The sequence below is a fragment of the Streptomyces sp. NPDC028331 genome (assembly GCF_055565775.1).
Genome location: NZ_JBVHTR010000040.1, coordinates 19663 through 43372 on the forward strand (window position 1 = coordinate 19663; position 23710 = coordinate 43372).

Consider the following 23710-nt stretch of genomic DNA (forward strand, 5'->3'; position numbering starts at 1 on the left):
CCTGGACGTTAGATGCGGGCGAACTCCTCCGTCTGCTGGGCGAATTCCCGAGCCATGGCGGCGCTGACCGTGGGCTTGGTGTCGCGGATCGTGTCCAGGTAGTCGTCGGTGGTGGGGGTGGTCCGGGTTCCGGTGTCGAAGGTGCGCTCGAACTGGGCCTGGGAGACGGTGCGCGCCGCGTGGGCGATGTCGGCCGGGGTGAACCCCTCGCTGGCGGACGCGAGTACCGCGCTGTCGGCCCGTGCGCCCGCTCGGACCAGGTAGCTCTCCCACAGCGCGGTCCTGGCGGTGTGGTCGGGAGGGCCGATCGGCAGCACGTAGTCGAAGCGGCCGTGCCGCAGGAACGCGGAGTCGAGCGTGGTCACGTTGTTCGTGGCGCAGACGAGCAGCCGTCCGTCCTGGCTTCGGAACCGGACGATCGCCTTGAGCAGTTCGTTGACGACGCCGACAGCGGTCGCGTCCGCGCCGCCGCGTTCGCCGGCGACCTCCTCGACCTCGTCGATGAAGACGAGGACGTGGTCGAGCCGGGCGATCTCGTCGAAGCGCCGGTTCAGCCCGGTCGCCAGGCCGTACTCGGCGGCCAGACGGGCGGGGAACAGTTCGAGGAAGGGCCATCCCAGGCGGCTGGCGATCGCGTGCGCGAACGTGCTCTTGCCGGTCCCGGGCGGGCCGAACAGCATCACCGCCCGTGGCGGTTCCACTCCGTGCTGGGCGGCCAGTTCGGGATGGGCCAGCGGCAGGACCAGGCGCCGCTCGATGAGCTGCTTCTCCCGTTGCATGCCCGCGACCTTCTGCCAGAGCCCCCCTGGCGGCAGCTCCGCTCCGAGCGAGGACAGCGTGCCGGCCGACTGTGGGGTCACCGGTCCGCGTTTCTCGAAGAAGACCAGGCCGGGGCGGGCACCGAAGTCGCAGTTGCGCAGGGCGGTGGCACCGGTCTCGCCCTCGGGCAGGGCGGCGTGCACCGCGCGGACGCCGGCGGCGAAGAGCCGTTGCTCAAGGGCGGTGATCAGGGCACTGCCCAGCCCGCGCTGCCGCCAGCCGGGCACCATGCAGATGCGCAGGATCCATGCCCGTTCGCCCTCCACCCTGCTCACCGCGGCGCCGATCAGCACGTCGTCGGCCGTGGCCACCACGGCCGGGTGGCGGGTCTGGAGGGCCGTCACGGCGTCCGAGAGCGGGAAGAGCGGCGGCTCCTCGGTCGTGCCGCTCTGCATGTCGACACGGATCACCGCTTCGAGATCGTCCTGGGTGTAGTCCCTGACCCGCCAACCCGTCATGATCAACTCCGCGTGTTCGGCCGTACTCCCATCATCAGCTGGTGCCCGGAGGACGCGCGCGACAGGCGACGGTCACGGCACGGATCGCTCGGGCCGTAGTCGGGTCAAAAGGAGCCGAGCTCGCCGATCGTGCTCATGAGAGGGGCCGGGAAGACGACAGTGGTGTTCTGGTCGACACCGATCTCCACCAGGCTCTGGAGATTGCGCAGTTGAAGCGCCAGGGGGTGGGCCATCATGGTGTCCGAGGCGTCGCCGAGCGCGGCTGCGGCCAGGGACTCGCCCTCCGCGTTGATGATCTTCGCTCGCTTCTCCCGCTCGGCCTCGGCCTGGCGGGCCATGGCGCGCTTCATGGTGTCGGGCAGCTGGATGTCCTTGAGTTCGACCAGCGTGACCTGCACACCCCAGTCGACGGTGGTGACGTCGAGGATCTGGCGGATGTCCAGGTCGATACGGTCCGTCTCCGACAGCGTCTCGTCGAGCGTGTGAGCGACGGATTCGCGGCCTGCTCGCCGAGCTCGACATCGAGGCGGCAGGGCGACCGCAGCGGCGGAGGGTGTGCGCATCTCGCCGATGCGGCCTGAGCACGCTGAGTCAGGTTTTGACGATCTTCGGTGTCCGATCGCCCCGGACCGCCCGATTGCATGCACGGCCTGCTGTCCCTGAGCGAGGGCCGGTAGGCCCTCTTCACCGACGTCGAACCGCGTCATCCTGGAAAAGGAGAGCTCACAGCCGTAGGCGAGCCGAGAGTAGGTGATTGGCGTGATGTGGTACGACGGAGGCTGGGGCTGGGGCGGCTGGTTCTTCATGGCCGTGTTCATGGTGCTGTTCTGGGCGTTGGTGATCTTCGGCATCGTCGCGCTCGTCCGCTACTTCAGCGGTGCCCATCACGACCGCCAGTTCGGACGGCCTCCCTCGTCCGGTGAGCCGGGATGGGGAAGCAGGCGGGCCGAGGATCTGCTGGCCGAGCGGTTCGCCCGCGGGGAAATCGACGAAGACGAGTACAAACGACGCCTTGCGCTGCTGCGGGAGCACCGGTGAACCCGGACCGCCGGCGCGGCACATGGTTGATCATCGCCGGGGCGGTTGCCGCACTGGTGCTGGGCATCGCGAGCACCATGGTGCTGGCCGGAACCGGCGCCTTCCGCCATGCGGCTCCTGCGGCATGGCGCGCCGAAGGAACGCGCTGCAGCGCGCCCCCGCTGCCGGGCCAGGTGGTGGACGTGACCGCGAGCGACATGGGCCGGGGCATGATGGGCGGCGTTCCCGGCGGGTACGGCATCCGCATGATGCGTCTTAAGGCTCGTCCCGCCACGGTCTCCGCCGGTGTGGTGTCGCTGCGGGTTGTGAACACCGGTGCCATGGCGCACGAGGTGGTGGTGCTCCCACTGCCGGCGGGTCAGGTCATCGGGGAGCGCCCTACCGGCCCTGACGGGAAGATCAACGAGGCGAGCAGCCTGGGCGAGGCATCCCGCAGCTGCGGAGCAGGCGAGGGAAACGGCATCGCCCCTGGCGCGATGGCATGGACCACGCTGACGCTGCGTCCCGGGCGCTACGAGCTGGTGTGCAATCTTCCCGGCCACTACCTCGCCGGGATGTACACCGAACTCGACGTCACCAGCAGATAGCACGCTCCGGCGGCGAAGAACTTCGCCCGGTCTGCGCCGACCGCATCGTCTCGCGGGAGAACTCTGAGTGGGCGGTCATTGCTCCGCCTGGCGGCCGGGGGTCAGCCGGTCAGGGCGGCGAGGGTGTCGTCCAGGTCGGTGGCCTTGGGCTGGTTGTGGGAGAGCTTGGCCAGGACCTTGGCCATGCCGCAGGTGTTGGTGAGGGCGGAGAAGACCAGGCCGCCAGCGACGCCTGCGGACAGCCAGCGGGCCGCGTTCCAGCGTTGGCCGGCGATCAGGCCGGTCAGGACGAGGGATCCGGCGGCGAGGCGGACCTGGCGGTCCATGGCCCAGGGGGTGCGGGTGCCGGCGGGTCGGTGGGTGTCGTGGCCGAGTTGCGTCCAGGCGGTGGTGCCGCCGGTGAGGGTGGCGGCGGTGACGCCGTGGTCGGCCAGACGCCGGCAGGCGGTCGCGGAGCGGGCGCCGGAGGCGCACACGATGAGGAGGTCGCCGCGGTCGGCAGCGGTCTTCAGGGCGGGCAGGGCGGCATCGAGGTGGTCGAGGGGGATGTTGTGGGCGCCGGGCAGGTGGCCGGAGGCGTATTCGCCGGGGGTGCGCACGTCGATGACGGTCAGCTCGTGCAGGCGGGCGTTGGCCTGGTCGGCGGTGAGGGCGGTGGTGGGTGCCACGGGGATTTTCCTTTGCCTGGTTCGGGTTACCCCTTCGGTAGGATACCCGAGGGGGTATCTCGAAGGAGCGTGGGTTGTGGAACTGGCGATGGCGGCTGAGGAACTGAAGACGGTGGTCAACCGGCTGCGCCGGGCGCAGGGCCAGATCGCCGGGGTGATCAAGATGATCGAGGAGGGGCGGGACTGCGAGGACGTCGTCACCCAGCTCGCCGCGGCGTCCCGGGCTCTGGACAAGGCCGGTTTCGCGATCATCGCCACCGGTCTGCAGCACTGCATGACCGACGCCGACATGGCCGCCTCCGGCGACCGGGAGCAGATGCGCACCCGGCTGGAGAAGCTGTTCCTGTCTCTGGCCTGAGCCGTGGTGCCGCGGCGCCCGATCATCCGTCTGACTCCTCAGGTGAGGGCGTCGATGAGCATGAAGGCTGCCACGGCCAGCAGCACGGCGGCGAAGGTGCGCTGCAGTAGGGTGCCGGTGACCTTGGTGGCCAGGCGTTTGCCGTCCCAGGCACCCAGGATGGCCGCCCCGGTGAAGGGGCCGATCACCGGCCAGTTGACACCGGCGGTGGTGGCGCCGCGGGTGGCCAGGGAAGCCAGCGAGTTCGCCGAGATGACCAGCAGGCTGGTGCCGACGGCGGCCTGCATCTCGAACGCCAGCACGGTGACCAGGGCCGGGACGGCGAGGAAGCCTCCGCCGACCCCGAGCAGTCCGGTCAGCGCGCCGAGCCCTGCGCCGGTGCCGGCGGCCTTGGCCGGCCTTGCTTCGCCGGCCGCCGGGCCGGTGGCGGTGCGGCTGGGGCGCAGCATCTTGACGGCGGCGAGTGCGGCGATGGCAGCGAATGCGGCGGTAAGTACCGGCTGGGGCAGGCGGGATGCGGCGGCTCCTGCTGCGGCTGCGGGCAGGAGTCCGGCCGCGGCGAACAGGGCGCCGGCTTTCCAGCGGACGTTGCCGGTGCGGGCGTGGGCGTACAGGGCGGTGAGCGAGGTGGCCGTGACGATGATCAGGCTGGCCGTGGTCGCGGCGGCCGGTGTGAAGCCGAGCAGGTAGATCAGCGCCGGGACGGCCAGGACGCTGCCGCCCCCGCCGAGCGCGCCGAGCGCGAGACCGACCACCGCCCCCGCGATCAGGGCCAGGATCAGAGCACTCACGCTATGACACCCTCGTTGCCGCCCGGACCGATGACCGGCAGCCCCGCACGCGCCCAGGCAGTCATGCCGCCGGTGACGTCCGTGGCCTGAACACCGCGTCCGGCCAGCAATGTGACGGCCTGCTGGGAGCGGTGACCGGAGCGGCAGATCGTGACCACCGGCCCGCCCTGCGTGGCCGCCGGGAGCGGCGCCCCTGCCGCCAGACGGGAAAGGGGCAGGTGCAGCGCGCCGGGCGCGTGCCCGGCGTTCCACTCCGGGGTTTCGCGGACGTCCAGCAGGACGGCGGTGCCGTCGCTGGTCTGCTGGTGGGCCTGCTGGGGGGTGAGGCGGCCGGGGCCGCGGCGGAGAAGCGAGAACATCGTTCGATCACTTTCGTGCGGTGGCGCGGTAGGGCGTGTCAGTCGGTGCGGCCGGGGCGGGTGAGGGTCAGTCCTGCCTCGGTAGCGGCGTCGAAGCCGTCGTCGATGGCGACCACGTCGCGGCCGGCGGCGTCGAGGAGGGAGGCGGCGATCGCCGCGCGCATCCCGCCGGCGCAGTGCACCCAGACCGTCCCGTCCGGTACTTCGTCGATGCGGCCGTGCAGCTCGTGGATGGGGATGTGGACGGAGCCGTCGATGTAGCCGCCCGCGCGCTCCGAGTCCCGGCGCACGTCCAGGACGACGACGTCGTCGCCGCGCTCACGGACTTCGGCGAGGTCGGCGAAGCGGGCGCGGGGGAAGGAGGCGAGCTGCTCGCCCTCACGGATCCAGCCGGCCGGGTCGCCGGTGGCGGCGGCGGCCGGGCGGTCGATGCCCACCCGCGCCAGCTCCCGCTGCGCGTCGGCGATCTGCTCCGGGGTGTCGGCGAGCAGGGTGACGGGCTTGCCCCACGGGATCAGCCAGGCCAGGTAGGTGGCGAGCTTGCCCTCGCCCTCGAAGTTGAACGACCCGGCCACGTGCCCCTCGGCGAAGGCCGTGCGGCTGCGCAGGTCCACCACCCACTCACCCGCGGCCAGCCGGGAGGCGATCTCCTCGGCGTCCCCACGCCTCGGCGGGGTGAGGTCGACCGGCGCGGGGCCTGCTGCGTTGGCCGGGCCCATGCGCGCGTAGTAGGCGGGCACGTCGTCCAGCCCGGCGAGCATCCGGGCGACGAAGGTGTCCACATCCAGGGTCAGCGCGTCGTTGGTCTCGCGCTCCTTACCGATCGTGGTCGCGTCTCCCTCGGCCTGGGAGGAGGAACAGAAGCTGCCGAACCCGTGGGTGGGCAGCACCGGCACCTCGTCGTCCAACTCGTCGGCCAGCCGGTGGGCGGAGGCGTACTGGGCGCGGGCCAGCTGATCGGTCAACCGCGGCTCGACCAGATCGGGGCGCCCGACGGTGCCGATGAGCAGGGATCCGCCGGTGAAGGCCGCCACACCGCGCCCGCCCTCGGTCAGGGCGTAGGAGGTGTGGTGCGGGGTGTGCCCGGGAGTAGCGATCGCGCGCAGCACCAGGCCCTCGTCCACCGTCACCGTGTCGCCGTCGGCAACCGGGGTGCGGTCGAACGACACGTTCGCCCCGGTCGGCACCAGGTACCGGGCACCGGTGACGCGCGCCAGCTCCAGGCCGCCGGTGACGTAGTCGTTATGCAGATGGGTCTCGGCCACGAAAGCGATACGCACCCCACGGCGGGCCGCTGCGGCCATGACCTGGTCGATGTCCCGCGGCGGGTCTATGACCACCGCCGCATCGGGCCCGCCGGCCAGGTAGCTGCGGTTGCCCAGGCCCTCGAATTCCAGGGTGTCGACGAAGAACACGGCTCATAACTCCTTTCGAATGATGTACCCCGGGGGGTATCTGGCACTCACCTTAACAGCTATACCCAGGGGGGTATTCCAGAGGCGGGAAGCGCCCCCTCAGGGCTTCGCCCGACGCCCGGCGGGTACCCGGTGGGGTATAGAGGAATCAGTCGTTCCGCGCTACCCGGGAGTGTCCGTGTCCTACGACCGCACCGTCCGCCTCAGCACCGACTTCGGCAGCGCCGTCATCGCCGTACGCAAGGCCCTGGCCGATCAGGGCTTCGGCATCCTCACAGAGATCGACGTCAAGGCGACCCTCAAGGCCAAGCTCGGCCACGACATGGAGGACTACCTGATCCTCGGCGCCTGCAACCCGCCGCTCGCCCACCAGGCCCTCGAGGCCGACCGCAGCATCGGGCTGCTCCTGCCCTGCAACGTCGTGGTCCGCCGCGACGGCGACACCACGCTCGTCCAGGCCCTCGACCCAGGCACCATGGTCACCCTCACCGGCCTGCCCGCCCTGGAGCCGGTCGCCACCGATGCCACCGCCCGGCTGGACGCCGCCCTGGGGTCCCTCACCTGACCCACTCGCGCCCGGCCCCCCAGGCGGACTCAGCAGAAGAGAGGCGCGTGCATGCTTCTCACAAATGCCCGGGCGGAGCCCCGGCCGGACGGCAGCCCACCTGACCCACACCCGACCGGACGAACGCTCCCCCAAGGTCGGTCCCGAACCCGTGGGCTACTCCGCCAGCGCGCGCCAAGCCTCCCTCCGGTTCCTCGCGCTTCCACCTCGAGAATCCGCGAACCCGTCGGCTTGCCACGGCGACGACCGACTTCACGGCGTCGACGACCCGGAAGTAGGCGACCGCCGACACGTCCACGCTCACGTTGTCCCGGGTGATGATGCCCTGGGACTGGATCGGCATGGTGACGACCCGCAGCGACACCCGGTGCAGGGCGTCGACGAACGGGATGATGAACCGCAGCCCCGGGGAGCGTGTTCCGAGAAGTCGGCCGAAGCGGAACAGCACTCCCTTCTCGTACTGCTTGACGACCTTCACGGACAGGGCGAGGGTCAGGACGGCCAGGAGGCCGATCACGACGATGAGAACGATCAGGGCTCGCATGTGCTGCTCCTCGGGACGAGGACCACGGGGGGCGGGGATGCCGCCGGTCGAGACCCCTGCATGTGCCTGCGCCGGTTCGTGAGGCAGGTCCGAAACCCGGGAAGGCATCGGTCGTGGCGACCGTCTTACATGCCGATGACCAGGCGACTGGCGCGATCGGTCCGTGCCGGAACGGCCGCTGAGGCGGGGCCGTCCTCCCCGTACTTCCCTGCCTCGTCCGGTCCGAGTGGCCGGTCGGCGGCGGAGACGGCGTGCAGGGTCTCGTCCGCGGCCATGAGAGCGCTTGCGGTCAGCGGTGTGCCCCTGTTCGCAGGCGATGAGGTACTGCCCTGCGGCCGCCTGCTCAGCCGGGTCTGGGAACAGGCGCAGGACGCGGCACCGGCCGCGGACCCGCACCCGGTGTCCTGTCCTCACTGCCGCGAGGCGGTCGAGGCACTGGCCGCGGTGAACGCGGCCGCCCGGACGCTGCGCGACGAGGACCCTCCGGGCCTGCACGCGCTCGCCGACCGGGTCATGGACGTCGTCAGGGCAGAGGTCCGGTTCGGGTGCCTGCTGCCCCTGGCCGACCCCGACCGGGACCTGCGGAACGCCGAGAGCGCCGCGGCGAAGGTGCTGAGGCGGGCCGCGGACACGGTCCCCGGTGCCAGGGCCGCGACCTGCCGGCTCATACCCGAGGGCAACGGCACCGACGTGCGGGTGACCATGACCCTGGCCGCCGCCCTCGACCGCCCGCTGCCCGACCGGGTCCACCAGGTACGCCGATCGGTCCTCCACTCGGCCGGGCAGGACCTGGGGCTCACGGTGACAGCCGTCGACATCACCGTGGCCGGTCGACCAGGACCTCGACGAGCTGAGCGACGAGCTGGGTGGACCTGGACGCACCGCCCGACTCCCCGCTGGCCACCGTGCACAGCGCCTTCCTGGGAGCGGCCGGCGCGGCATCCGTCTTCTGCTCGCCGACCACGGCGCCGCGCTCGGCGTCGCCGAGGCTCGCGAGCGGCTGGAACTGCTGCGGGTCATCGGTATCGAGGAATTCCCCGCGAAAACGGGCCCGACGGCACGGTGAAGCGGCCGGCCATGGGACACCGGCTCGGTATTCGGCGGTCAGGTCGGCGGAGTGGCCGCCCCTGAACTGCGGGATTGCGGGCCGGCCGCGTTGCGGGTCCACGTCAGCTGGGACCGGTGGCCGCCAACGTACCGGCCGCGTGGTCGGCAGCGGGCGCGACGCTCGCTGAAACTCCCCACTCTGTTGAACGCCGGACCAAGTGGGGCGACAAGTAGCCCTGGCCGTTTTCAGGGCTCTGTCCGCAGTTCCGTGAATCTCCAGGTCAGCGAGGGGAACGACGGGCACAGCGCCCACGGCGCGGTGAGGTTCCGTTCGGCAAAGAGGCGTTCCAGAGCAGCCCTGCGGCGCCCGCGTACGGCCACCTGGTCGTGTCGGTGCCCGCCAGGCGCAACAAGTCGAAGGCGACGAAGTGGGCGGGCCACTGCTCGGTGAGCCGGGCAGCGCCGGCACCGCGCCGCTGGAGGCGACCCTGGAGTCGCTCGAAGGCGAGCCTGCTGGATTTCCCGTACGACCAGCGCCGTCCAGTGCCGTCGCGTCGGGCGGCTGGACCGTGCCCGGAACGAACCTCGGGGAAGGAGGGTGCGAGGTTCCTGTCCCTGCGAGAGCGCAACACCAAACGCCCGGCATCCAGAGAGAGCAGCGCTCTCCAGCCATCGTTCTCCAGACTCTGGCGTGTCTCATAAGACATGGGCCCGTCGAGCCGCTTTTGTACAGAGCAGCCGTGGCGGCCGCGTCCGCGGGCGAATGCCGGAGCGTGACTGTTCACGGATTGACGCTCACTGCGGCGATTACCAAGCTGGTGGGGGGCTGTGGAAGGGGCTGCGGTCGTGAGTGGTGGACAGAGTGGGCTCACCCGATTGCTGACGGCAGCGGAGAAAGCGGCGCCGGCGGACGCCGTCGACGTGATCGCGGAGGACCTGCGGCGGCGTTTCGAGGCCACGAAGGTCTCTTTCCTCATCGTGGACCTGACGGGGAAGGCGGTGGCTCGGCTGTCCACCGCTCCCACTCAGGGTGGGCGGCAGGCCGAGCGGATTCCTCTGTTCGGCAGCGTCTACGAGGAGGTGATCCGTACCCAGCGCCTGTATCAGGACGCGACCGGCGAGGGGCAGCGGGTGATCGTGCCCGTCACCAACCGGGGGGATGCGATCGGGCTGCTGGAACTGCTCCTGCCGACCGGCCCTGGCGAGGACGTGCTCGATGCAGTCGGGGAAGCCGCCCACATCCTGGCCTACATCGTGATCGCCAACGGCCGCTTCACCGATCTCTACACCTGGGGCAAACGCTCCAAGCCCCCCACCCTGGCAGCTGAAATCCAGTACCAGCTGCTGCCCCTGTCGCTGTCGTGTGAGGCCGCACAGTTCACCCTGTGCGGGAACCTGGAGCCCTCCGAGGACCTCAGCGGCGACACCTTCGACTACACCGTGGACCGCGACACCTTGCACGTGTCGGTGACCGATCCCATGGGCCACGACATGGATTCCGCCCTGGCCGCCACGGTCCTGGTGGGCGCCCTGCGCGGTGCCCGCCGGGCGGGCACCGGCCTGGCCGAACAGGCCCACCGGGCAGACCAGGCACTGATCGAGCACGGCCACGGTCATGCCACCGGGCAGCTCCTGCGCATCAATCTCCATACCGGGCGGGCCCGGCTCGTCAACGCCGGTCATCCCTGGCCGCTGCGCATGCGCAACGGGGCTGTGGAGACGATCACCTGCGAGGTGGACCATCCCTTCGGGCTGTCTGAGCTTACTCCCCACCCGTACCGTGTGCAGGACCTCGACCTGCGGCCCGGTGACCGTCTGCTCATGTTCACCGACGGCATGCTCGAACGTCACGGAGAGAAGGTCGATCTGCCCGCCCTGCTGGCGCGCACCCGGAATCTGCACCCGAGGGAGACCGTGCTGGCGCTGACGTCCGCGGTCCGGGACGCCGCCGACGGCCGGCTCGAAGACGATGCCACCGCCGTCTGCCTGGACTGGCACGGCCCCCAGGAGACCCAGCGGCACGTCAGCGCCGGCGCAGACACCCGGCAAGCCTCAGCCGCACGCACGAAGGACCAGTCGTGACCTGGGTGAACGGTGCCAACGCGAATGAGACATCACGAGGTGTCTGGAGAACCGTCCCACTTCTCCTCGGCGGCCCACCCATCGGGCGGCGCCGGGTCGGTGACGGGGGCCGCGAGCATCGGGTCCGGCAGCGCCCACATGCGCTATGCCTTCCACGCGGGCGCCCCTTCGTGCGGTGCTGCTGTTCCCCGTTACTCGAGTAGACCGAGTTCCCAAGCACTCGCCGGTGCCTTTGCCGAGTTGCTAGGCAGCCTCTTTGGCAGCCCGCGCCATGACTTGCGGACAACCGTGCACCAGAATGAGGGCTCGAAGCCGTTCGTGCGATGGCCGATGGAGGGCGACCGTAAGGCGGCCCAGACGGCTGTCTGTCATTGCCGGTCGCGAGTGGGCGGGGAGTCAACTCATTCTCAGCCTGCTCCGGCCAGGTTGGGCATTGGTTCGGGCGAAGCCATCCGGCTGTGGTCGGTAGATGCCGATACGCCGGGATCGATGCGACGGTTGCGCGATGCCGTCCCGGACGGGGGTCTGACTCTTGAGATCTTTGACCGAAGTGTCCAGTCACAGGCTTGTCGACCGTCGTTGCGGGCTGGCTTCTGCTGTCACCGAGCCACAGGGCGTGTCCCAATAGGGGCCTTGCCGAGTTCCAGGCGCCATCACGGTTCAGACCGCCCGAGCGGGCCGGTGCCATCCACTCAGCGTGTCACCCTGCGGGAGGCGAACCACCATGACGACCAGACAGCGCAGCACCTCCTCCAGTACGGATCCTCCCGTGCGGAGAGAAGTCGTGCTCGGCGTGGACACGCACGGTGAGGTTCACGTCGCCGCCGTAATCTCCCCGCTGGGGAAGGTCCTTGGCACCGAGTCCTTTCCGGCGACGGTGGCCGGCTACCGTCGGCTGCTCGTGTGGGCCCGCAGGCGGGGGACGGTGCGCCGGGCCGGTGTGGAGGGCACCGGTACCTTCGGCGCGGGCCTGTCCCGCTACCTGCTGGCCCAGCATGTCCAGGTGTTCGAAGTGAATCGGCCTGACCGCACAGCCCGCCGTCTGCTCGGCAAGTCGGACCCGCTCGATGCGCAGGCCGCAGCGCGAGCCGTGCTCAGCGGGCACCCGGGCCCAGGCCGGCGACGGACCCGTGCAAGGCGCCCGGATCTACAAACTCGCCAAGGACTCCGCGGTCAAGGCCCGCACGCAGGCGATCAACCAGCTCAAGGCCGTCCTAGTGATCGCCGACCCCGCCCTGCGGGAACGGTTGTCGAGCTTGGGCAATGCCGAGCTGTTCCGCACCTGCGCGACCCTCAGCCCACCCGATGGTGGGGGAGACGAGGACGCGGTGGTCCAGGCCACCCACATGACATTACGCATGCTCGCCGAACGCATCGAACAGCTCACCGGGCAGATCAACGAGCTGAACCAACGCCTGACCCGGCTCGTCGAACGCCACGCGCCGCAACTGCTCGTACCGATGGGCATCGGCCCGGACAGCGCCGTCACTCTCCTGATCACCATGGGGGACAATCCCGAGCGGCTGAACACCGAGGCGTCCTTTGCTGCCCTTTGCGGAGTCAGCCCCATCGAGTACTCCTCCGGGCGGCGCATCACGCGACGGCTCAACCACGGCGGCGACCGGCAGGCCAACGCCGCCCTGCACCGCATCGTGTTCACCCGCCTGCGCCACGACCCCCGAACCCAGGCGTACTACGAACGCCGCACCCAGGAAGGCAAGACCCGGCGCGAGATCATCCGATGCCTCAAGCGGTATGTCGCCCGCGAGGTCTTCAACCTGGTCAGAACGGTATCCAGCGTTCCCCCGTTATAGGGGCGTCTGCGCTGGCGCGGACGATGCAGTCGGCGCCTCACGCAGTCCGGGTTCCTGCGACGATCTGGGAGTGCCTGATTTGCGATCGCACCCGCCTGCTCGTCCGTAACGATCCGCGTAGCACATGGCGCGCCCGGCCACGCGCGGGTGGGGGCGTGGATGGCAGGATCGGGTATTCAACCTGGTGAGGCCGGTTTCAAGCGCCCCTCGTAATAGGGGCGTCCGTGCCAGGATTTTGGTGCGCAGACGAGGCGGTGGCCGCACTGCCCTCACGGCGCTGGTACCCGGTGATCAACTGCGCCTTCTTCTTCGTCACCCAGACCGTGGCCAAAGCGCCGTCGTCTTCATCGTCGGCTGTCCCGTCCTTGATTTGACCGGCGTACTCCCCGCCATCGCGGCGACTGCCAGTAGGCGGGGTCTTATTCGCTTTTCCCGCCATCCTGCCGGCCAGTCTGACCCTGGTGGCCAAGGAGGAGGGCCTGCGCGGCGCCCGCGACGACGCCCGCCGCGCCGCCCTGGGAACCATCGGCCTTCTGGTCGCACTGACCACCGCCGTCCTTCTGCGCCACCACTCGGCATGGCTCGCCCTGGCGGTGGCGACGGCAGCCTGGACCGTGGTGTCACTCGGTGGGTATGCCGTCGGCCGCGCGGCAGGAGCGGGAAGCGACGAAACCGGACCTGAAGAACCTGGTGCGTAGTGCATCCCGGGCCCGCTCCGCCCGACGATCAGCGGCCGGAGCGCGTCTACACCTCGATGTGTGAGCCCATGATCACCGTGCGGTCGCGGGGAAGGCCGAAGTACTCGGCGGCGTCGGCCGTGATGTAGGAGGTGGCGATGAACAGCCGCTTGCGCCAGGGCGCCATCGTCGGTGACTTGCCGCGCCGGAGATCGATCTTCGACAGGAAGTAGGACGCCTGGTCGAGGTTCAACGGTCCTTCGGTCTGGGCCGGGGTGAGCATGGCCAGGGTGCTGGGTACGTCCGGTGTCTCCATGTAGCCGAACCGGGCGGTGACGTGGATGATCCCGTCGTCGGCGTAACCGAGGTCGTCGACGACGATCCGCTGGTCGGCCGGGACGCGGGGCACGGGCTCTGTCTCAAGCGAGAGGATCACGACCTGGTCGTGGCGCACGTGGTTGTGCTTGACGTTGGCCCGCATGGCCAGGGGTGCGGTCTGCTTGCCCCGGTTGAGGAAGACGGCCGTTCCCGGGATCCGGAGCGTCGTCACCTTCTCCGAGCGGAGGTCTTCGATGAACTCGGGGAGCGGGCCTTCGAGTTGTGCGCGTTCGGCGGTGACGATCTCGCGGCCGCGTTGCCAGGTCGTCATGACGGTGAACGCGGTGATGCCGATCAGCAGCGGCAGCCAGGCGCCGTGGACGAGCTTGGTCATGTTGGCCGCCACGAACAGCAGGTCCACGAAGAGCAATACGGTGGCGCCGGTGGCGACCAGCCATCTGGGCGTGCCCCATTTCGCGCGGGCGACGTAGAAGAACAGCAGGGTGGTGATGGTGATGGTGCCGGTGACCGCCATGCCGAACGCGAAGGCGAGCGCCGTGGAGCTGCGGAAGGCGAAGACGAGGGTGAGGACCGAGACCATCAGCATCCAGTTGATCCAGGGGACGTAGATCTGGCCGATGGTCGACTCGGAGGTGTGCGCGATCCGCAGCCTCGGCAGGTAGCCGAGTTGGGCGGCCTGGGAGGTGACCGAGTACGCGCCGGTGATCACGGCCTGGGAGGCGATGACGGTGGCCGCCGTGGCGAGCACGACCATCGGCCACTGTCCCCAGGTGGGCACGAGCAGGAAGAAGGGGCTGCTGGTGTTGTGCGGGTCGGCGAGGATGAGGGCGCCCTGGCCGAGGTAGCTCAGGATGCAGGCGGGGAAGACGAGGAACATCCAGGCGCGGGTGATCGCCCGGCGGCCGAAGTGCCCCATGTCGGCGTAGAGCGCCTCGGCGCCGGTGACCGCGAGCACGACCGCGGCCAGGGCGAAGAAGGCCGTGCCGAAATGGCCGAACAGGAAGCCCAGGGCGTACGTCGGTGACAGTGCCCTGAGGATGGCCGGATGGTCCGCGATGCCGGCGACACCGCAGGCGCCGATGGCGGTGAACCAGGCGATCATGACGGGACCGAACACCCGGCCCACTGCCGCGGTTCCCCGGCGCTGGACGAGGAACAGCAGCACGATGATGACTGCGGTGATGGGCACGACCGCGCTCTCCAGCGAGGGCTGGACGACCTTGAGTCCCTCGACCGCGGACAGTACCGAGATCGCCGGGGTGATCATGCTGTCGCCGAAGAACAGGGACGCGCCGAAGATGCCCAGCGCGGCCAGTACGGCGGCGGTCCGTCCGGCCCGTCGCGGGGTCCACCGACGTACGAGGGTGATCAGCGCCATGATGCCGCCCTCGCCGTCGTTGTCGGCGCGCATCGCCAGCAGCACGTAGGTGACCAGGACGATGATTACCACCGACCAGAACACCAGCGACACGACCCCGTACACGTTCTGTGGGGTGACCGGGACGGGGTGCGGGTCCGTCGGATTGAACACGGTCTGGAGGGTGTAGATCGGGCTGGTGCCGATGTCACCGAAGACCACACCGAGAGCGCCGATGACCAGCGCGATGCGCACCGTGTCGTACGCGCTCGCATGATGAGCCTCGGGCGTCCGCGATCCGTCATCCGGCGCGTTCCCCTGCCGGCGATCGGCCATGGTGATCCTCCTCGTTGCGGACCACTGTCCACGGGCCCGGTGCATCGAGGCGGACAATACCGATCACCAGCGCCAATGCAGGTAGGCGGGGGCGCTGCGTCTCAACGGCGTCTCCGTGTCGCCGGCCTGTAGGGGTTATTGCGGCGGATCGCTCGAGCCCATCGGTAGCCGCTGCCTCGACCATGACGGTCGTCATCGGGCGCTGGCGCCCTGGACGACGCCGAGGTCTCGCATGCGCTGGTTGGGTCGCTCGTCGGTCGCCTGAACAACGTTTCCTGCACGAGAGGCGAGATGGGTCCGCTCGTGGGCGAGCAGGATGTCGTGCGGCCGTGTTGCAGGCGGGCGCAGATCCCCTTCCCGTCCATCGAGGAGCGCACCCCACCGGCGAGGCCACCGACGGACAGTCCGCCCGACTGGGCGATGGCTCACCTGGATCCACCTCGTTCCACCCGCATCTGAGCTTTCGCCTTCAGCTCTGCCCACCCTTGACCGACATGCCTTCACGCTCCCGTCACCTCGTCGATCAGATGAAACCACCGCTTTGCGACACACCAGCGGCAGCTGGCAGCGATAAGAGGACGTCAGAGAAGGCTGCCGATTGGTCCGTTGATGACCTGGGTGTTCGCAGAGTGCACCGTGACCTCCACGTCATGCGGCAGGCCGAAAGCCAAGCGGGAGTCACGGCCAGGCCGAGAACCGAGTTCGCCGCCGCCCCCGATCGTCCGTCGGCGTCCTGGACAGGCTTCTCAGCGCCAGGGACTTCCTGCCGGCCGCGTGGCTCGCTGGAGATGTGGCCACCGCCGGGAACGGGTAGTGGGACCGTGTGCGTGGCGCCGGGATGAGGTCAGGAGAGTCCCGACGCGCGGAGGACCGCCTGCAGCGCCTCGTCGTCGATACGGTGGCCCAGCCGTTCCAGAACGTCGGTTCCCTGACGCAAGGTGCCGCGTTCCATGGAGCGGCGGACGCCCGTGTCGAGTTCGTGCCAGAGCAGGGGGTTGGCGGCCAGGACGCGGGGGTCGAGTTCCAGGCGGTGGCCGTGGACGTCCCGCAGGACCAGGTGGGAGGAGACGCCGTCGTACTGCCTTACGGAGACCAGCGCGTCCGTGCGGACCATGTGCCGGCGCCAGGGGGTGCGGACCGCCAGCCAGCCGGGGCCCGCGCTCACCCGCTGTGGAAGCAGGACGGCGCACACCGCGGCCGACAGGGTGATCCAGAGCAGGGTGCGCAGGGGTGTCAGGGTGTCGGCGTCCCAGTCGACGAGCATGCTCATGGCGCAGAACAGCAGGGCGCAGCTCACCGCGAGCCGGGCGCTGCCACGCCAGTGGCGGTCGCCGGCCGAGCCTGGCGGTCCGCTCCGTCGCATGCCGCCGACGCTAGGCGCCCGCACCCGGTGCGGCGACCGCTGCTTACGGGCTCCTAACGCGTGCGGGCGAATCTTGACGGGATCCTGACGCGGTCGCGGGGTCGGTCCTCAGCCGGTGTGCACGCGGGGGCGGCGTTCCCGGTTCGGTTCTGCCTCGCGCAGGACCTCGCGGGTGACCGGGGCGACCTCGCCCTGGCCGAAGAGGAAGAAGCGCAGGAAGTTGGCGAAGGGGTTGCCTTCGGTCCACTCGAAGTAGATGTGCGGGGTGCAGCCGGTCGTGTCCCGGACGTGGAGGAGGAGGGCTGCGAGGGCGTTGGGGATGGAGGAGGACTCCACCGTCAGGACGCGGTAGCGGTTGTGCAGGACCTCGCCGCGTACGGTCAGGCCGGCCTCGAACTCGGAGGGGTCGGTGACCGTGACCTCGACGAAGACGAAGTCCTCCTGCTCCGGCATCTCGTTGTCGGCCCGTATCTGCTCGACCTTGTCGCGGTACTGGGCCTTGTCCCGTCGGCCCGGTTCGTTGGCGATGAACCGGATCTTCCGGCTGGCGATGTCGCGGATGAATCGTTCTGCCATGTCGTCCAGCTCGACATGGGTGACGCGCAGCTCGAAGGCGCGGGCCAGCCGGGACGCCAGGGAGATGAGGATGATGCCGACGATGAAGCAGGCGCCGATCTTCACACCGTCCGGGCGTTCGATGACGTTGGCGACGGTGACGTAGAGCAGGACGGCCGAGACGATGGCGAAGCCGATGGTCCAGTGGCGCTGCCCGGCCCTGCGGGCGGCGATGGTCACCGCGATGGCCGCGGAGGACATCAGGACCAGTACACCGGTGGCGTAGGCGCCGCCCTGTGCGTCGACGTTGGCGTCGAAGATCCAGGTCACCAGGAAGGCGACCAGCGTGAAGACGATCACCATCGGGCGCACCGCCCGCGCCCAGTGCGGGGCCATGCCGTAGCGGGGCAGGTAACGCGGCATGAGGTTGAGCAGGCCGGCCATCGCGGAGGCGCCGGCGAACCACAGGATGGCGATGGTCGAAAGGTCGTAGACCGTGCCGAAGGCGTTGCCCAGGTACTCGTGGGCGAGATAGGCGAGTGCCCGGCCGTTGGCCTGGCCACCCGTCTTGAACTCGTTCGCAGGGATCAGCACCGTGGTGATGAAGGCGGTGGCGATCAGGAACACGCTCATGATGAGCGCGGCGGCCGTCAGCAGCTTCTTGGTGTCGCGGATCCGGCCCTTCGGATTCTCCTCGGTGTCGTCGGGGTCGCCCTGGACGTGGGGCATGACGGCGACGCCGGTCTCGAATCCGGACAGGCCCAGAGCCAACTTGGGGAAGACCAGCAGGGACACACCGATCATGGCGAATACGTTGCCGTGCTGGGTGGTCAGGGCGCTGGTCCAGTCGGTGACCACGTGCCCGGCGGTCAGGACATGCCAGAAGCCGACCACGACGACCACGGCGTTCAGGGCGAGATAGACGACCACCAGGGCGACCGCGACACCGATCGCCTCCAGGAAGCCCTTGAGGAACACCGCGCCCAGCAGGGCCACCAGCAGCAGCGTGATCAGCATCTGCTGTCCGTGCAGCGTGCTCGTCAGGTGGGGGTTCTCGATCAGGTGGGTGGAGGCGTCGGCGGCCGACAGGGTGATGGTGATCAGGAAGTCGGTGGCGGCGAAGCCCAGCAGCGTCAGGACGAACAGCTTGCCCTTCCAGAAGGACAGCAGCCGCTCCAGCATGGCGATGGAGCCCTCGCCGTGGGGACTCTCCTCGGCCACCCTGCGGTACACCGGGAGAGCGCCCGCAAGGGTGACGACGACGAGGACGAGGGTGGCTATGGGGGAGAGCAGGCCGGCCGCCAGGGCGGCGATGCCGGGCTGGTAGCCGAGGGTGGAGAAGTAGTCGACACCGGTCAGGCACATCACCCGGTACCAGCGCTGGCCCTTGTGCGGGGGCTCGGGCTCGGCGTGCGGGCCGGTGTGGCCGCCGTGCTTGCCCATGTCGGACAGGCCCTCCAGCATCCAGGTGCGCAGGCGGCTGGTACTGGGAGGGCGTTCGGTGGTGGCCATGGACGTGCTCTCCTGATGTGCGGCTCAGCGTGGGGTTCCGGCCATCACACGGACGGCCGCACCAGCCTAAGCAAGGAGTGACGCATGGGCCCGCACGGATATCCGCTTAGCGCGTCAAGACCGCGTTAAGGCCGAGCACATCGCGTGGCGCGCCTTCAGGGCCGGACACCCAGCGTCATGGCGTACGACGTTTCCCTGGCGCCCCGCAGCCAGGTGATGCGGATTCGCAGGCTGCTCGCGTTCGGATGCAGGGACGGATGTCCGCTGAGGCTGCCGTCGGTGCAGGTGCCGTCCGGATGGGTGCCGTAGGCACCGCCGCGGTCTCCGTACTCGTTGCCGAGGTCGTCCAGGGCCTCCAGGACCGGGAGCGCGAGGGTTTCGCCGTCGGGCTCCGGGACCTGCGGTGTGATTCGGTAGTGGAGCGTGAAGGAGTCCTCCCCGCGCTTCAGCCGGGTGATCGTGAGCTCGTGGCGGCCTTCGAGGATCGGCAAGGTGAGGAGTGGGGGTTTCCTGGGCACTGACGGCTCCTTGTCTCCGTGGCGGTTGCCGGCTGGCTAGGCACTGAGCCGATGGAGTGACACGGGCTCCCCACCGCGTAGTGGACGTACTCGCGGACGAGGCGGAAACCGGCGTTCCAGGCCAGGAGGCGGCTGGCGCGGTTGTGGAGGGAACAGTTCCAGCTGGGCGTGTGGCCGCGGGAGGTGATGTCCGCGCACAGGGCGGTGACGCAGGCCAGGGCGAGGTGGTGGCGTCTGTGGTCCAGGACGGTGTGGACGGCCACGTCCTCGTAGCTGGTGCCGCGGAAGTAGGTGCAGGCGACCGCCTGGATGCGGCCGGTGCGGCCTACCGCGGCCCAGGCGTGGCCGGAGGCGGCGAGGCCGCGCGGGCCGCCCCAGCTGGCCGACAGCCAGGAGGCGTCGGGGCCGAGGGCGTGCACGGCGTCGGTGTCCGCCGGTTCCAGGCGCCGTACAGTGACCGCGTGCGGGACCGTGGCGGGCTGGGGTGTGGCCTGGAGGGTCCAGATCATGCGCTCCCAGGGGGTGAGCTGGTCGAAGGCGGCGCCGAGGGCGGGCAGGAACCGGGCCGGTGCTTCGACCCGGTTGCCGGCCAGCGGCGCGAGGAGTTCCGGTGTCAGCTCTTCCGGGCTGCCGCGCAGCACGACGTGGCCGGCGCAGGAGACGGCGACCGTGCTCGGCTGGACGGACCGGTCGGCCCACCAGCGGCCGATGCCCGTCGCCAGCACGTGCTCACCGATCGTGGCGGGACCCGGGGAGTGCGTGGGGAACCAGCGCGCGAGCGCCCGTTTGTCGGGCGGCGAAATCTCGATCATCAATGCCTCATGGGAGGGGGAGAGGGGATGCGGACGGGCGGGCGACCGGGGGAACGCTGTTCCCTGTCGCCCGCCCTGCTGTCGTGCTCGGTCAGCTCTGGCCGGCCTTGTTGCCGTGGTTGGCCTTCTTCTTGCGGCGGGTCTTCTTCTTGCGTGCGCGCTTGGACACGTACAACTCCTCTTGTTTCGTGTGTTCTTCAGGCGGTACGGCCGACCAGGAGGTCCGCCAGCTTGCTGAGGCGCCTGACCGTGCGGTCCTCGGTCGCGGCCGGGGCCGGGTCGACCCGCTCGTCCCGGTCGTAGTAGGCGCCGTTGACGATCTCGACGGCCGGGTCGCACAGCCGGACCACGTGTGCGGCGCCCTCGGCCGGGGAGACGCCCTCGTGGGCGTAGAGCGGCAGCAGGGCGGTGTCGCAGACGCCCGGGTGGACGGAGACGGCGGTGACGCGCGGGTCGGAGGCGAAGACCGTGAGGGCGAGCTGGGACTGGGCGTAGGCGGCGAGGCGGGAGTAGCGGCGGGCGCGGTTGGGGTCGGCCCAGCTGATGGAGGCCGTGCGGTGCAGCGAGGAGGACACGTTCACCACCCGGCCGCCCGGGTCACTCGTGAGCGCCGGTTCGAGCAGGCAGGTCAGCAGGTAGTGGGCGAGGAAGTTGACCTGGAAGGCGACCTCGTTGCCGTCGGCGGTGACCGTGTGCCGCTCCGGCGCGGCCATGCCGGCGTTGTTGACCAGGATGTCCAGGTGCGGGTGGGCGGCGACCACGGTGCGGGCGAGGGTCTCGACCTGCTCGAGGTGGCCGAAGTCGGCGAAATAAGTGACCAGTTGGTTCGCCTTCACGCCGGCCGTGGCGATGAGGCGGTCGGCGGCGGCCTGCGTCTCCTCGGCGGTGCGGCCGTGCAGCAGCACGGTGGCGCCGCGCTCGGCGAGCTGTCGTGCGGTCTCGTAGCCGATGCCGGAGGTGGCGCCGGTGACCAGGACGGTACGGGCGGAGAGGGTTGAGTTGGACATGATCCCATCCGGGGTTGCAGGCACGCCGGCACGGCCCGGTGAGGGGCGGTGGGCGTGCGAGGGGGAAAGGTGAACGAGGGGCGCCGGAGCCGATCACGGCGCCCCTCGGGTCACGGAAAGCGGCGTCGGCGGGACGCGACGTCAGCGGGCACGGCGTCGGCGGGACGCGATGTCGGCAGGACGTGGACGCTTCCGGTCAGCGTGGCGCACGACGCGGCGGCCGAGCGGGACTCGGCGGCCGGTCGAAGAGAAGCCAGGCGCTGTTCACGAAGTCCATGGAAGCCGTTCCGCATCCGCCGGGCAAGCCGAAACCCCCGTCTCTGACGGGGCTCTGACGTGCGCTTACGGGGCCTTGACGGGCCAGCCAGGCGGACGGACGCGACTCACCCAAGGCCGGGCACCCCCGAGACGATCAGGTCGATCAGCTTGATGCCCACGAAGGGCAGGACGAGACCGCCAAGGCCGTAGACCAGCAGGTTGCGGCGCAGCAGGTCATGTGCGGAGGACGGGGTGTAGCGCACCCCGCGCAGGGCGAGGGGGATCAGGGCGACGATGATCAGGGCGTTGAAAATGATCGCGGAGGTGATCGCGGAGGTCGGGCTGTGCAGGCCCATCACGTTCAGCGACTCCAGGCCCGGGTACGAACCCGCGAACATCGCCGGGATGATGGCGAAGTACTTCGCCACGTCGTTCGTGATGGAGAACGTCGTCAACGCACCGCGTGTGATGAGGAGTTGCTTGCCGATCTCGACGATCTCGATCAGCTTGGTCGGGTTGGAGTCGAGGTCGACCATGTTGCCGGCCTCCTTGGCGGCCGAAGTACCCGTGTTCATTGCCACGCCGACGTCCGCCTGGGCCAGCGCGGGCGCGTCATTGGTGCCGTCACCGGTCATCGCGACCAGTTTGCCGCCCTCCTGTTCCCGTTGGATCAGGGCGAGTTTGTCCTCGGGCGTTGCTTCGGCCAGGTAGTCGTCCACGCCTGCCTCCTCGGCGATCGCCTTCGCCGTCAGCGGGTTGTCGCCCGTGATCATCACCGTGCGGATGCCCATGCGGCGCAGTTCGGCGAAGCGTTCGCGGATGCCGTCCTTGACGACGTCCTTCAGCTGGATCACGCCGAGGGCGCGTGGTCCGTCCCAGTCGTGCACCGCGACCAGGAGCGGTGTCCCTCCGGAGGCGGACACGGCATCGGCGTACCTGCGCGCCTCCGGCGGTACGTGGCCGCCGTACATCTGCACCCAGTCGATCACCTGCTGGGCGGCGCCCTTGCGGATGGCGCACACGGCGCCGTTGTCCCAGCGCAGGTCGACCCCGCTCATCCGGGTCTGCGCGCTGAACGGCACCCAGCGGGCGTTCGCCAACTCGCCCTCGGCGGGAGCCCGCAGGCCGTACCGGTTCTTGGCGAGGACGACGACGGAGCGGCCTTCGGGTGTCTCGTCGGCCAGCGAGGACAGCTGGGCCGCGTCGGCGAGCTGCCGTTCGTCGATGCCGGGCAGCGCGATGAAGGCGGCGGCCTCCCGGTTGCCGAGGGTGATGGTGCCGGTCTTGTCGAGCAGCAGGGTGTTCACGTCGCCGGCCGCCTCGACCGCGCGGCCGGACATGGCGAGGACGTTGCGCTGTACCAGGCGGTCCATGCCGGCGATGCCGATCGCGGACAGCAGGGCACCGATGGTGGTCGGGATGAGCGTGACGAGGAGGGCGACCAGCACGGTCGTGGACTGCGCGGCGCCCGCGTACTCGCTCATCGGCTGGAGCGCGACGACGACCAGAAGGAAGATGATGGTCAGCGAGGCCAGCAGGATGTTCAGGGCTATCTCGTTCGGGGTCTTCTGCCGGGATGCGCCCTCGACCAGGGCGATCATCCGGTCCAGGAAGCTGTGCCCGGGGCGGGCGCTCACCCGTACGACGATCCGGTCGGACAGGACCGTCGTGCCGCCCGTGACGCCGCTGCGGTCGCCGCCCGCCTCCCGGATCACCGGGGCCGATTCGCCGGTGACGGCGGATTCGTCGACGGCCGCGACCCCGTCGATGACGTCTCCGTCCGCCGGGATCATCTCGCCTGCCTCCACGAGCACGACGTCCAGCGGTTTCAGGTCGGTGGCGGCGACGGCCTCCGTGCGGGCTGCGGCGGGATTCGTGCCGTAGCTCCAGTGCTCCAGCCGCAGCGCCACCGTGTCGGTACGGGCCCTGCGCAGCGACTCGGCCTGTGCCTTGCCGCGGCCCTCGGCGACGGCCTCGGCGAGGTTGGCGAAGACGACCGTCAGCCACAGCCACAGGCTGATGATCCAGGTGAACACGGCTGGGTGCAGTAACGCCGACAGCGTGGTCAGCATCGCGCCGACGGACACGACGAACAACACCGGGTTCTTCACCAGGACGCGCGGATGCAGTTTGCGCAGCGCTTCGGGGAAGGAGCGGACGAGCTGGGCGGGTTCGAACAACCCGCTCGGAGCGCGCCGCCTCGCTCGTCCCCCCGCTCCGGTTCGGGGTGCGCGTTCGGGACGTGACGGCGGGGCCTGCTGGGGGGCAGCGGGAAGCATGGACACCTTCGTGCCTTGACGGTGGACAGGGACTGTGGCCGCGGTCCGTGGGGGGGGGGGGGGAAGAAAAAGAAAAAGGAAGGAAAAAAAACAAGAAGGAAAGAAAAAAAAAAAAAAAACCCCCCGTCAGAGTCACCCCCGACACAAACCAA

Annotated in this window: 22 protein-coding genes and 1 pseudogene; 7 read left to right on the plus strand and 16 right to left on the minus strand. The window is 69.8% G+C overall.

The genetic code is table 11. From position 1 onward, the window contains the following. Positions 1–8: 8 nt before the first annotated feature. Positions 9–1277: an ATP-binding protein gene (locus ACZ4SW_RS35820; protein WP_468253258.1), complete on the minus strand. Its 1269-nt coding sequence runs from the start codon at positions 1275–1277 to the stop codon at positions 9–11. A gap of 104 nt (positions 1278–1381) precedes the next feature. Beyond that, positions 1382–1840: an SPFH domain-containing protein gene (locus ACZ4SW_RS35825; RefSeq protein WP_468253259.1), complete on the minus strand. Its 459-nt coding sequence runs from the start codon at positions 1838–1840 to the stop codon at positions 1382–1384. Positions 1841–2039: 199 nt separating this feature from the next. Here ACZ4SW_RS35825 and ACZ4SW_RS35830 point away from each other — a divergent pair, with 199 nt between their 5' ends. Together ACZ4SW_RS35830 and ACZ4SW_RS35835 are read left to right on the plus strand one after the other, a co-directional pair. Then, positions 2040–2315 carry an SHOCT domain-containing protein gene (locus ACZ4SW_RS35830; protein ID WP_468253279.1) on the plus strand — a complete coding sequence of 92 codons (276 nt, stop codon included), beginning with the start codon at positions 2040–2042 and terminating at the stop codon, positions 2313–2315. Next, positions 2312–2902, plus strand: coding sequence for a sulfocyanin-like copper-binding protein (locus ACZ4SW_RS35835; RefSeq protein WP_468253260.1), 591 nt, complete (start codon positions 2312–2314; stop codon positions 2900–2902). The genes ACZ4SW_RS35830 and ACZ4SW_RS35835 overlap by 4 nt, the downstream gene beginning before the upstream one ends. A gap of 101 nt (positions 2903–3003) precedes the next feature. On the opposite strand, the gene ACZ4SW_RS35840 is transcribed toward ACZ4SW_RS35835, so the two are convergent. Beyond that, positions 3004–3570, minus strand: coding sequence for a rhodanese-like domain-containing protein (locus ACZ4SW_RS35840; protein ID WP_468253261.1), 567 nt, complete (start codon positions 3568–3570; stop codon positions 3004–3006). Positions 3571–3646: 76 nt separating this feature from the next. Here ACZ4SW_RS35840 and ACZ4SW_RS35845 point away from each other — a divergent pair, with 76 nt between their 5' ends. After that, a complete protein-coding gene (locus ACZ4SW_RS35845; protein ID WP_391142960.1) occupies positions 3647–3928 on the plus strand; it encodes a metal-sensitive transcriptional regulator in 282 nt (93 codons plus the stop codon). A gap of 38 nt (positions 3929–3966) precedes the next feature. Here the strand turns inward: ACZ4SW_RS35845 and ACZ4SW_RS35850 are convergent, their stop codons facing one another. The 3 genes from ACZ4SW_RS35850 to ACZ4SW_RS35860 are packed head-to-tail and all read right to left on the minus strand — an operon-like array spanning position 3967 to position 6493. Next, entirely contained in the window at positions 3967–4719 is a 753-nt protein-coding gene (locus tag ACZ4SW_RS35850; RefSeq protein WP_468253262.1) for a sulfite exporter TauE/SafE family protein, read from the minus strand. Continuing rightward, positions 4716–5078: a rhodanese-like domain-containing protein gene (locus ACZ4SW_RS35855; RefSeq protein ID WP_468253263.1), complete on the minus strand. Its 363-nt coding sequence runs from the start codon at positions 5076–5078 to the stop codon at positions 4716–4718. The genes ACZ4SW_RS35850 and ACZ4SW_RS35855 overlap by 4 nt, the downstream gene beginning before the upstream one ends. A gap of 38 nt (positions 5079–5116) precedes the next feature. Next, complete coding sequence (locus ACZ4SW_RS35860; RefSeq protein WP_468253264.1) at positions 5117–6493, minus strand: rhodanese-like domain-containing protein; 1377 nt, start codon at positions 6491–6493, stop codon at positions 5117–5119. Positions 6494–6671: 178 nt separating this feature from the next. On the opposite strand from ACZ4SW_RS35860, the gene ACZ4SW_RS35865 reads away from it, so the two are divergent. After that, positions 6672–7058, plus strand: a complete 387-nt coding sequence (locus ACZ4SW_RS35865) for a DUF302 domain-containing protein (protein ID WP_468253265.1) — start codon at positions 6672–6674, stop codon at positions 7056–7058. Between the two features lie 58 nt (positions 7059–7116). Here the strand turns inward: ACZ4SW_RS35865 and ACZ4SW_RS35870 are convergent, their stop codons facing one another. Together ACZ4SW_RS35870 and ACZ4SW_RS35875 are read right to left on the minus strand one after the other, a co-directional pair. Continuing rightward, positions 7117–7602 carry an SPFH domain-containing protein gene (locus ACZ4SW_RS35870; RefSeq protein ID WP_468253267.1) on the minus strand — a complete coding sequence of 162 codons (486 nt, stop codon included), beginning with the start codon at positions 7600–7602 and terminating at the stop codon, positions 7117–7119. 817 nt (positions 7603–8419) lie between these two features. Then, positions 8420–8770 (minus strand): hypothetical protein, encoded by a 351-nt coding sequence (locus ACZ4SW_RS35875; RefSeq protein WP_468253268.1) that lies wholly within the window; start codon positions 8768–8770, stop codon positions 8420–8422. A 725-nt stretch (positions 8771–9495) separates the two neighbouring features. Here ACZ4SW_RS35875 and ACZ4SW_RS35880 point away from each other — a divergent pair. From ACZ4SW_RS35880 to ACZ4SW_RS35890, 3 genes and pseudogenes are all read left to right on the plus strand, one after another. Continuing rightward, the gene (locus tag ACZ4SW_RS35880) at positions 9496–10731 is read left to right on the plus strand and encodes a PP2C family protein-serine/threonine phosphatase (RefSeq protein WP_468253270.1); all 1236 of its coding nucleotides are present in this window, start codon (positions 9496–9498) and stop codon (positions 10729–10731) included. Between the two features lie 724 nt (positions 10732–11455). After that, positions 11456–12545, plus strand: a pseudogene (locus tag ACZ4SW_RS35885) (IS110 family RNA-guided transposase). Positions 12546–12946: 401 nt separating this feature from the next. Continuing rightward, complete coding sequence (locus tag ACZ4SW_RS35890; protein ID WP_468253280.1) at positions 12947–13243, plus strand: DUF3147 family protein; 297 nt, start codon at positions 12947–12949, stop codon at positions 13241–13243. A gap of 46 nt (positions 13244–13289) precedes the next feature. On the opposite strand, the gene ACZ4SW_RS35895 is transcribed toward ACZ4SW_RS35890, so the two are convergent. From ACZ4SW_RS35895 to kdpB, 8 genes are all read right to left on the minus strand, one after another. Beyond that, positions 13290–15254: a potassium transporter Kup gene (locus ACZ4SW_RS35895; protein WP_468253271.1), complete on the minus strand. Its 1965-nt coding sequence runs from the start codon at positions 15252–15254 to the stop codon at positions 13290–13292. An 844-nt stretch (positions 15255–16098) separates the two neighbouring features. Continuing rightward, a complete protein-coding gene (locus tag ACZ4SW_RS35900) occupies positions 16099–16617 on the minus strand; it encodes a hypothetical protein (RefSeq protein WP_468253272.1) in 519 nt (172 codons plus the stop codon). A 108-nt stretch (positions 16618–16725) separates the two neighbouring features. Continuing rightward, the gene (locus ACZ4SW_RS35905; RefSeq protein WP_468253273.1) at positions 16726–18684 is read right to left on the minus strand and encodes an APC family permease; all 1959 of its coding nucleotides are present in this window, start codon (positions 18682–18684) and stop codon (positions 16726–16728) included. A gap of 155 nt (positions 18685–18839) precedes the next feature. Further along, a complete protein-coding gene (locus ACZ4SW_RS35910; protein WP_468253274.1) occupies positions 18840–19175 on the minus strand; it encodes a hypothetical protein in 336 nt (111 codons plus the stop codon). Continuing rightward, the gene (locus tag ACZ4SW_RS35915) at positions 19130–20014 is read right to left on the minus strand and encodes a GNAT family N-acetyltransferase (RefSeq protein ID WP_468253275.1); all 885 of its coding nucleotides are present in this window, start codon (positions 20012–20014) and stop codon (positions 19130–19132) included. The genes ACZ4SW_RS35910 and ACZ4SW_RS35915 overlap by 46 nt, the downstream gene beginning before the upstream one ends. A gap of 91 nt (positions 20015–20105) precedes the next feature. Next, the gene (locus ACZ4SW_RS35920) at positions 20106–20183 is read right to left on the minus strand and encodes a 50S ribosomal protein bL37 (protein ID WP_468253281.1); all 78 of its coding nucleotides are present in this window, start codon (positions 20181–20183) and stop codon (positions 20106–20108) included. 28 nt (positions 20184–20211) lie between these two features. Beyond that, a complete protein-coding gene (locus tag ACZ4SW_RS35925; protein WP_468253277.1) occupies positions 20212–21021 on the minus strand; it encodes an SDR family NAD(P)-dependent oxidoreductase in 810 nt (269 codons plus the stop codon). Positions 21022–21404: 383 nt separating this feature from the next. Beyond that, the gene (gene kdpB, locus ACZ4SW_RS35930) at positions 21405–23558 is read right to left on the minus strand and encodes a potassium-transporting ATPase subunit KdpB (protein ID WP_468253278.1); all 2154 of its coding nucleotides are present in this window, start codon (positions 23556–23558) and stop codon (positions 21405–21407) included. Positions 23559–23710: the final 152 nt, after the last annotated feature.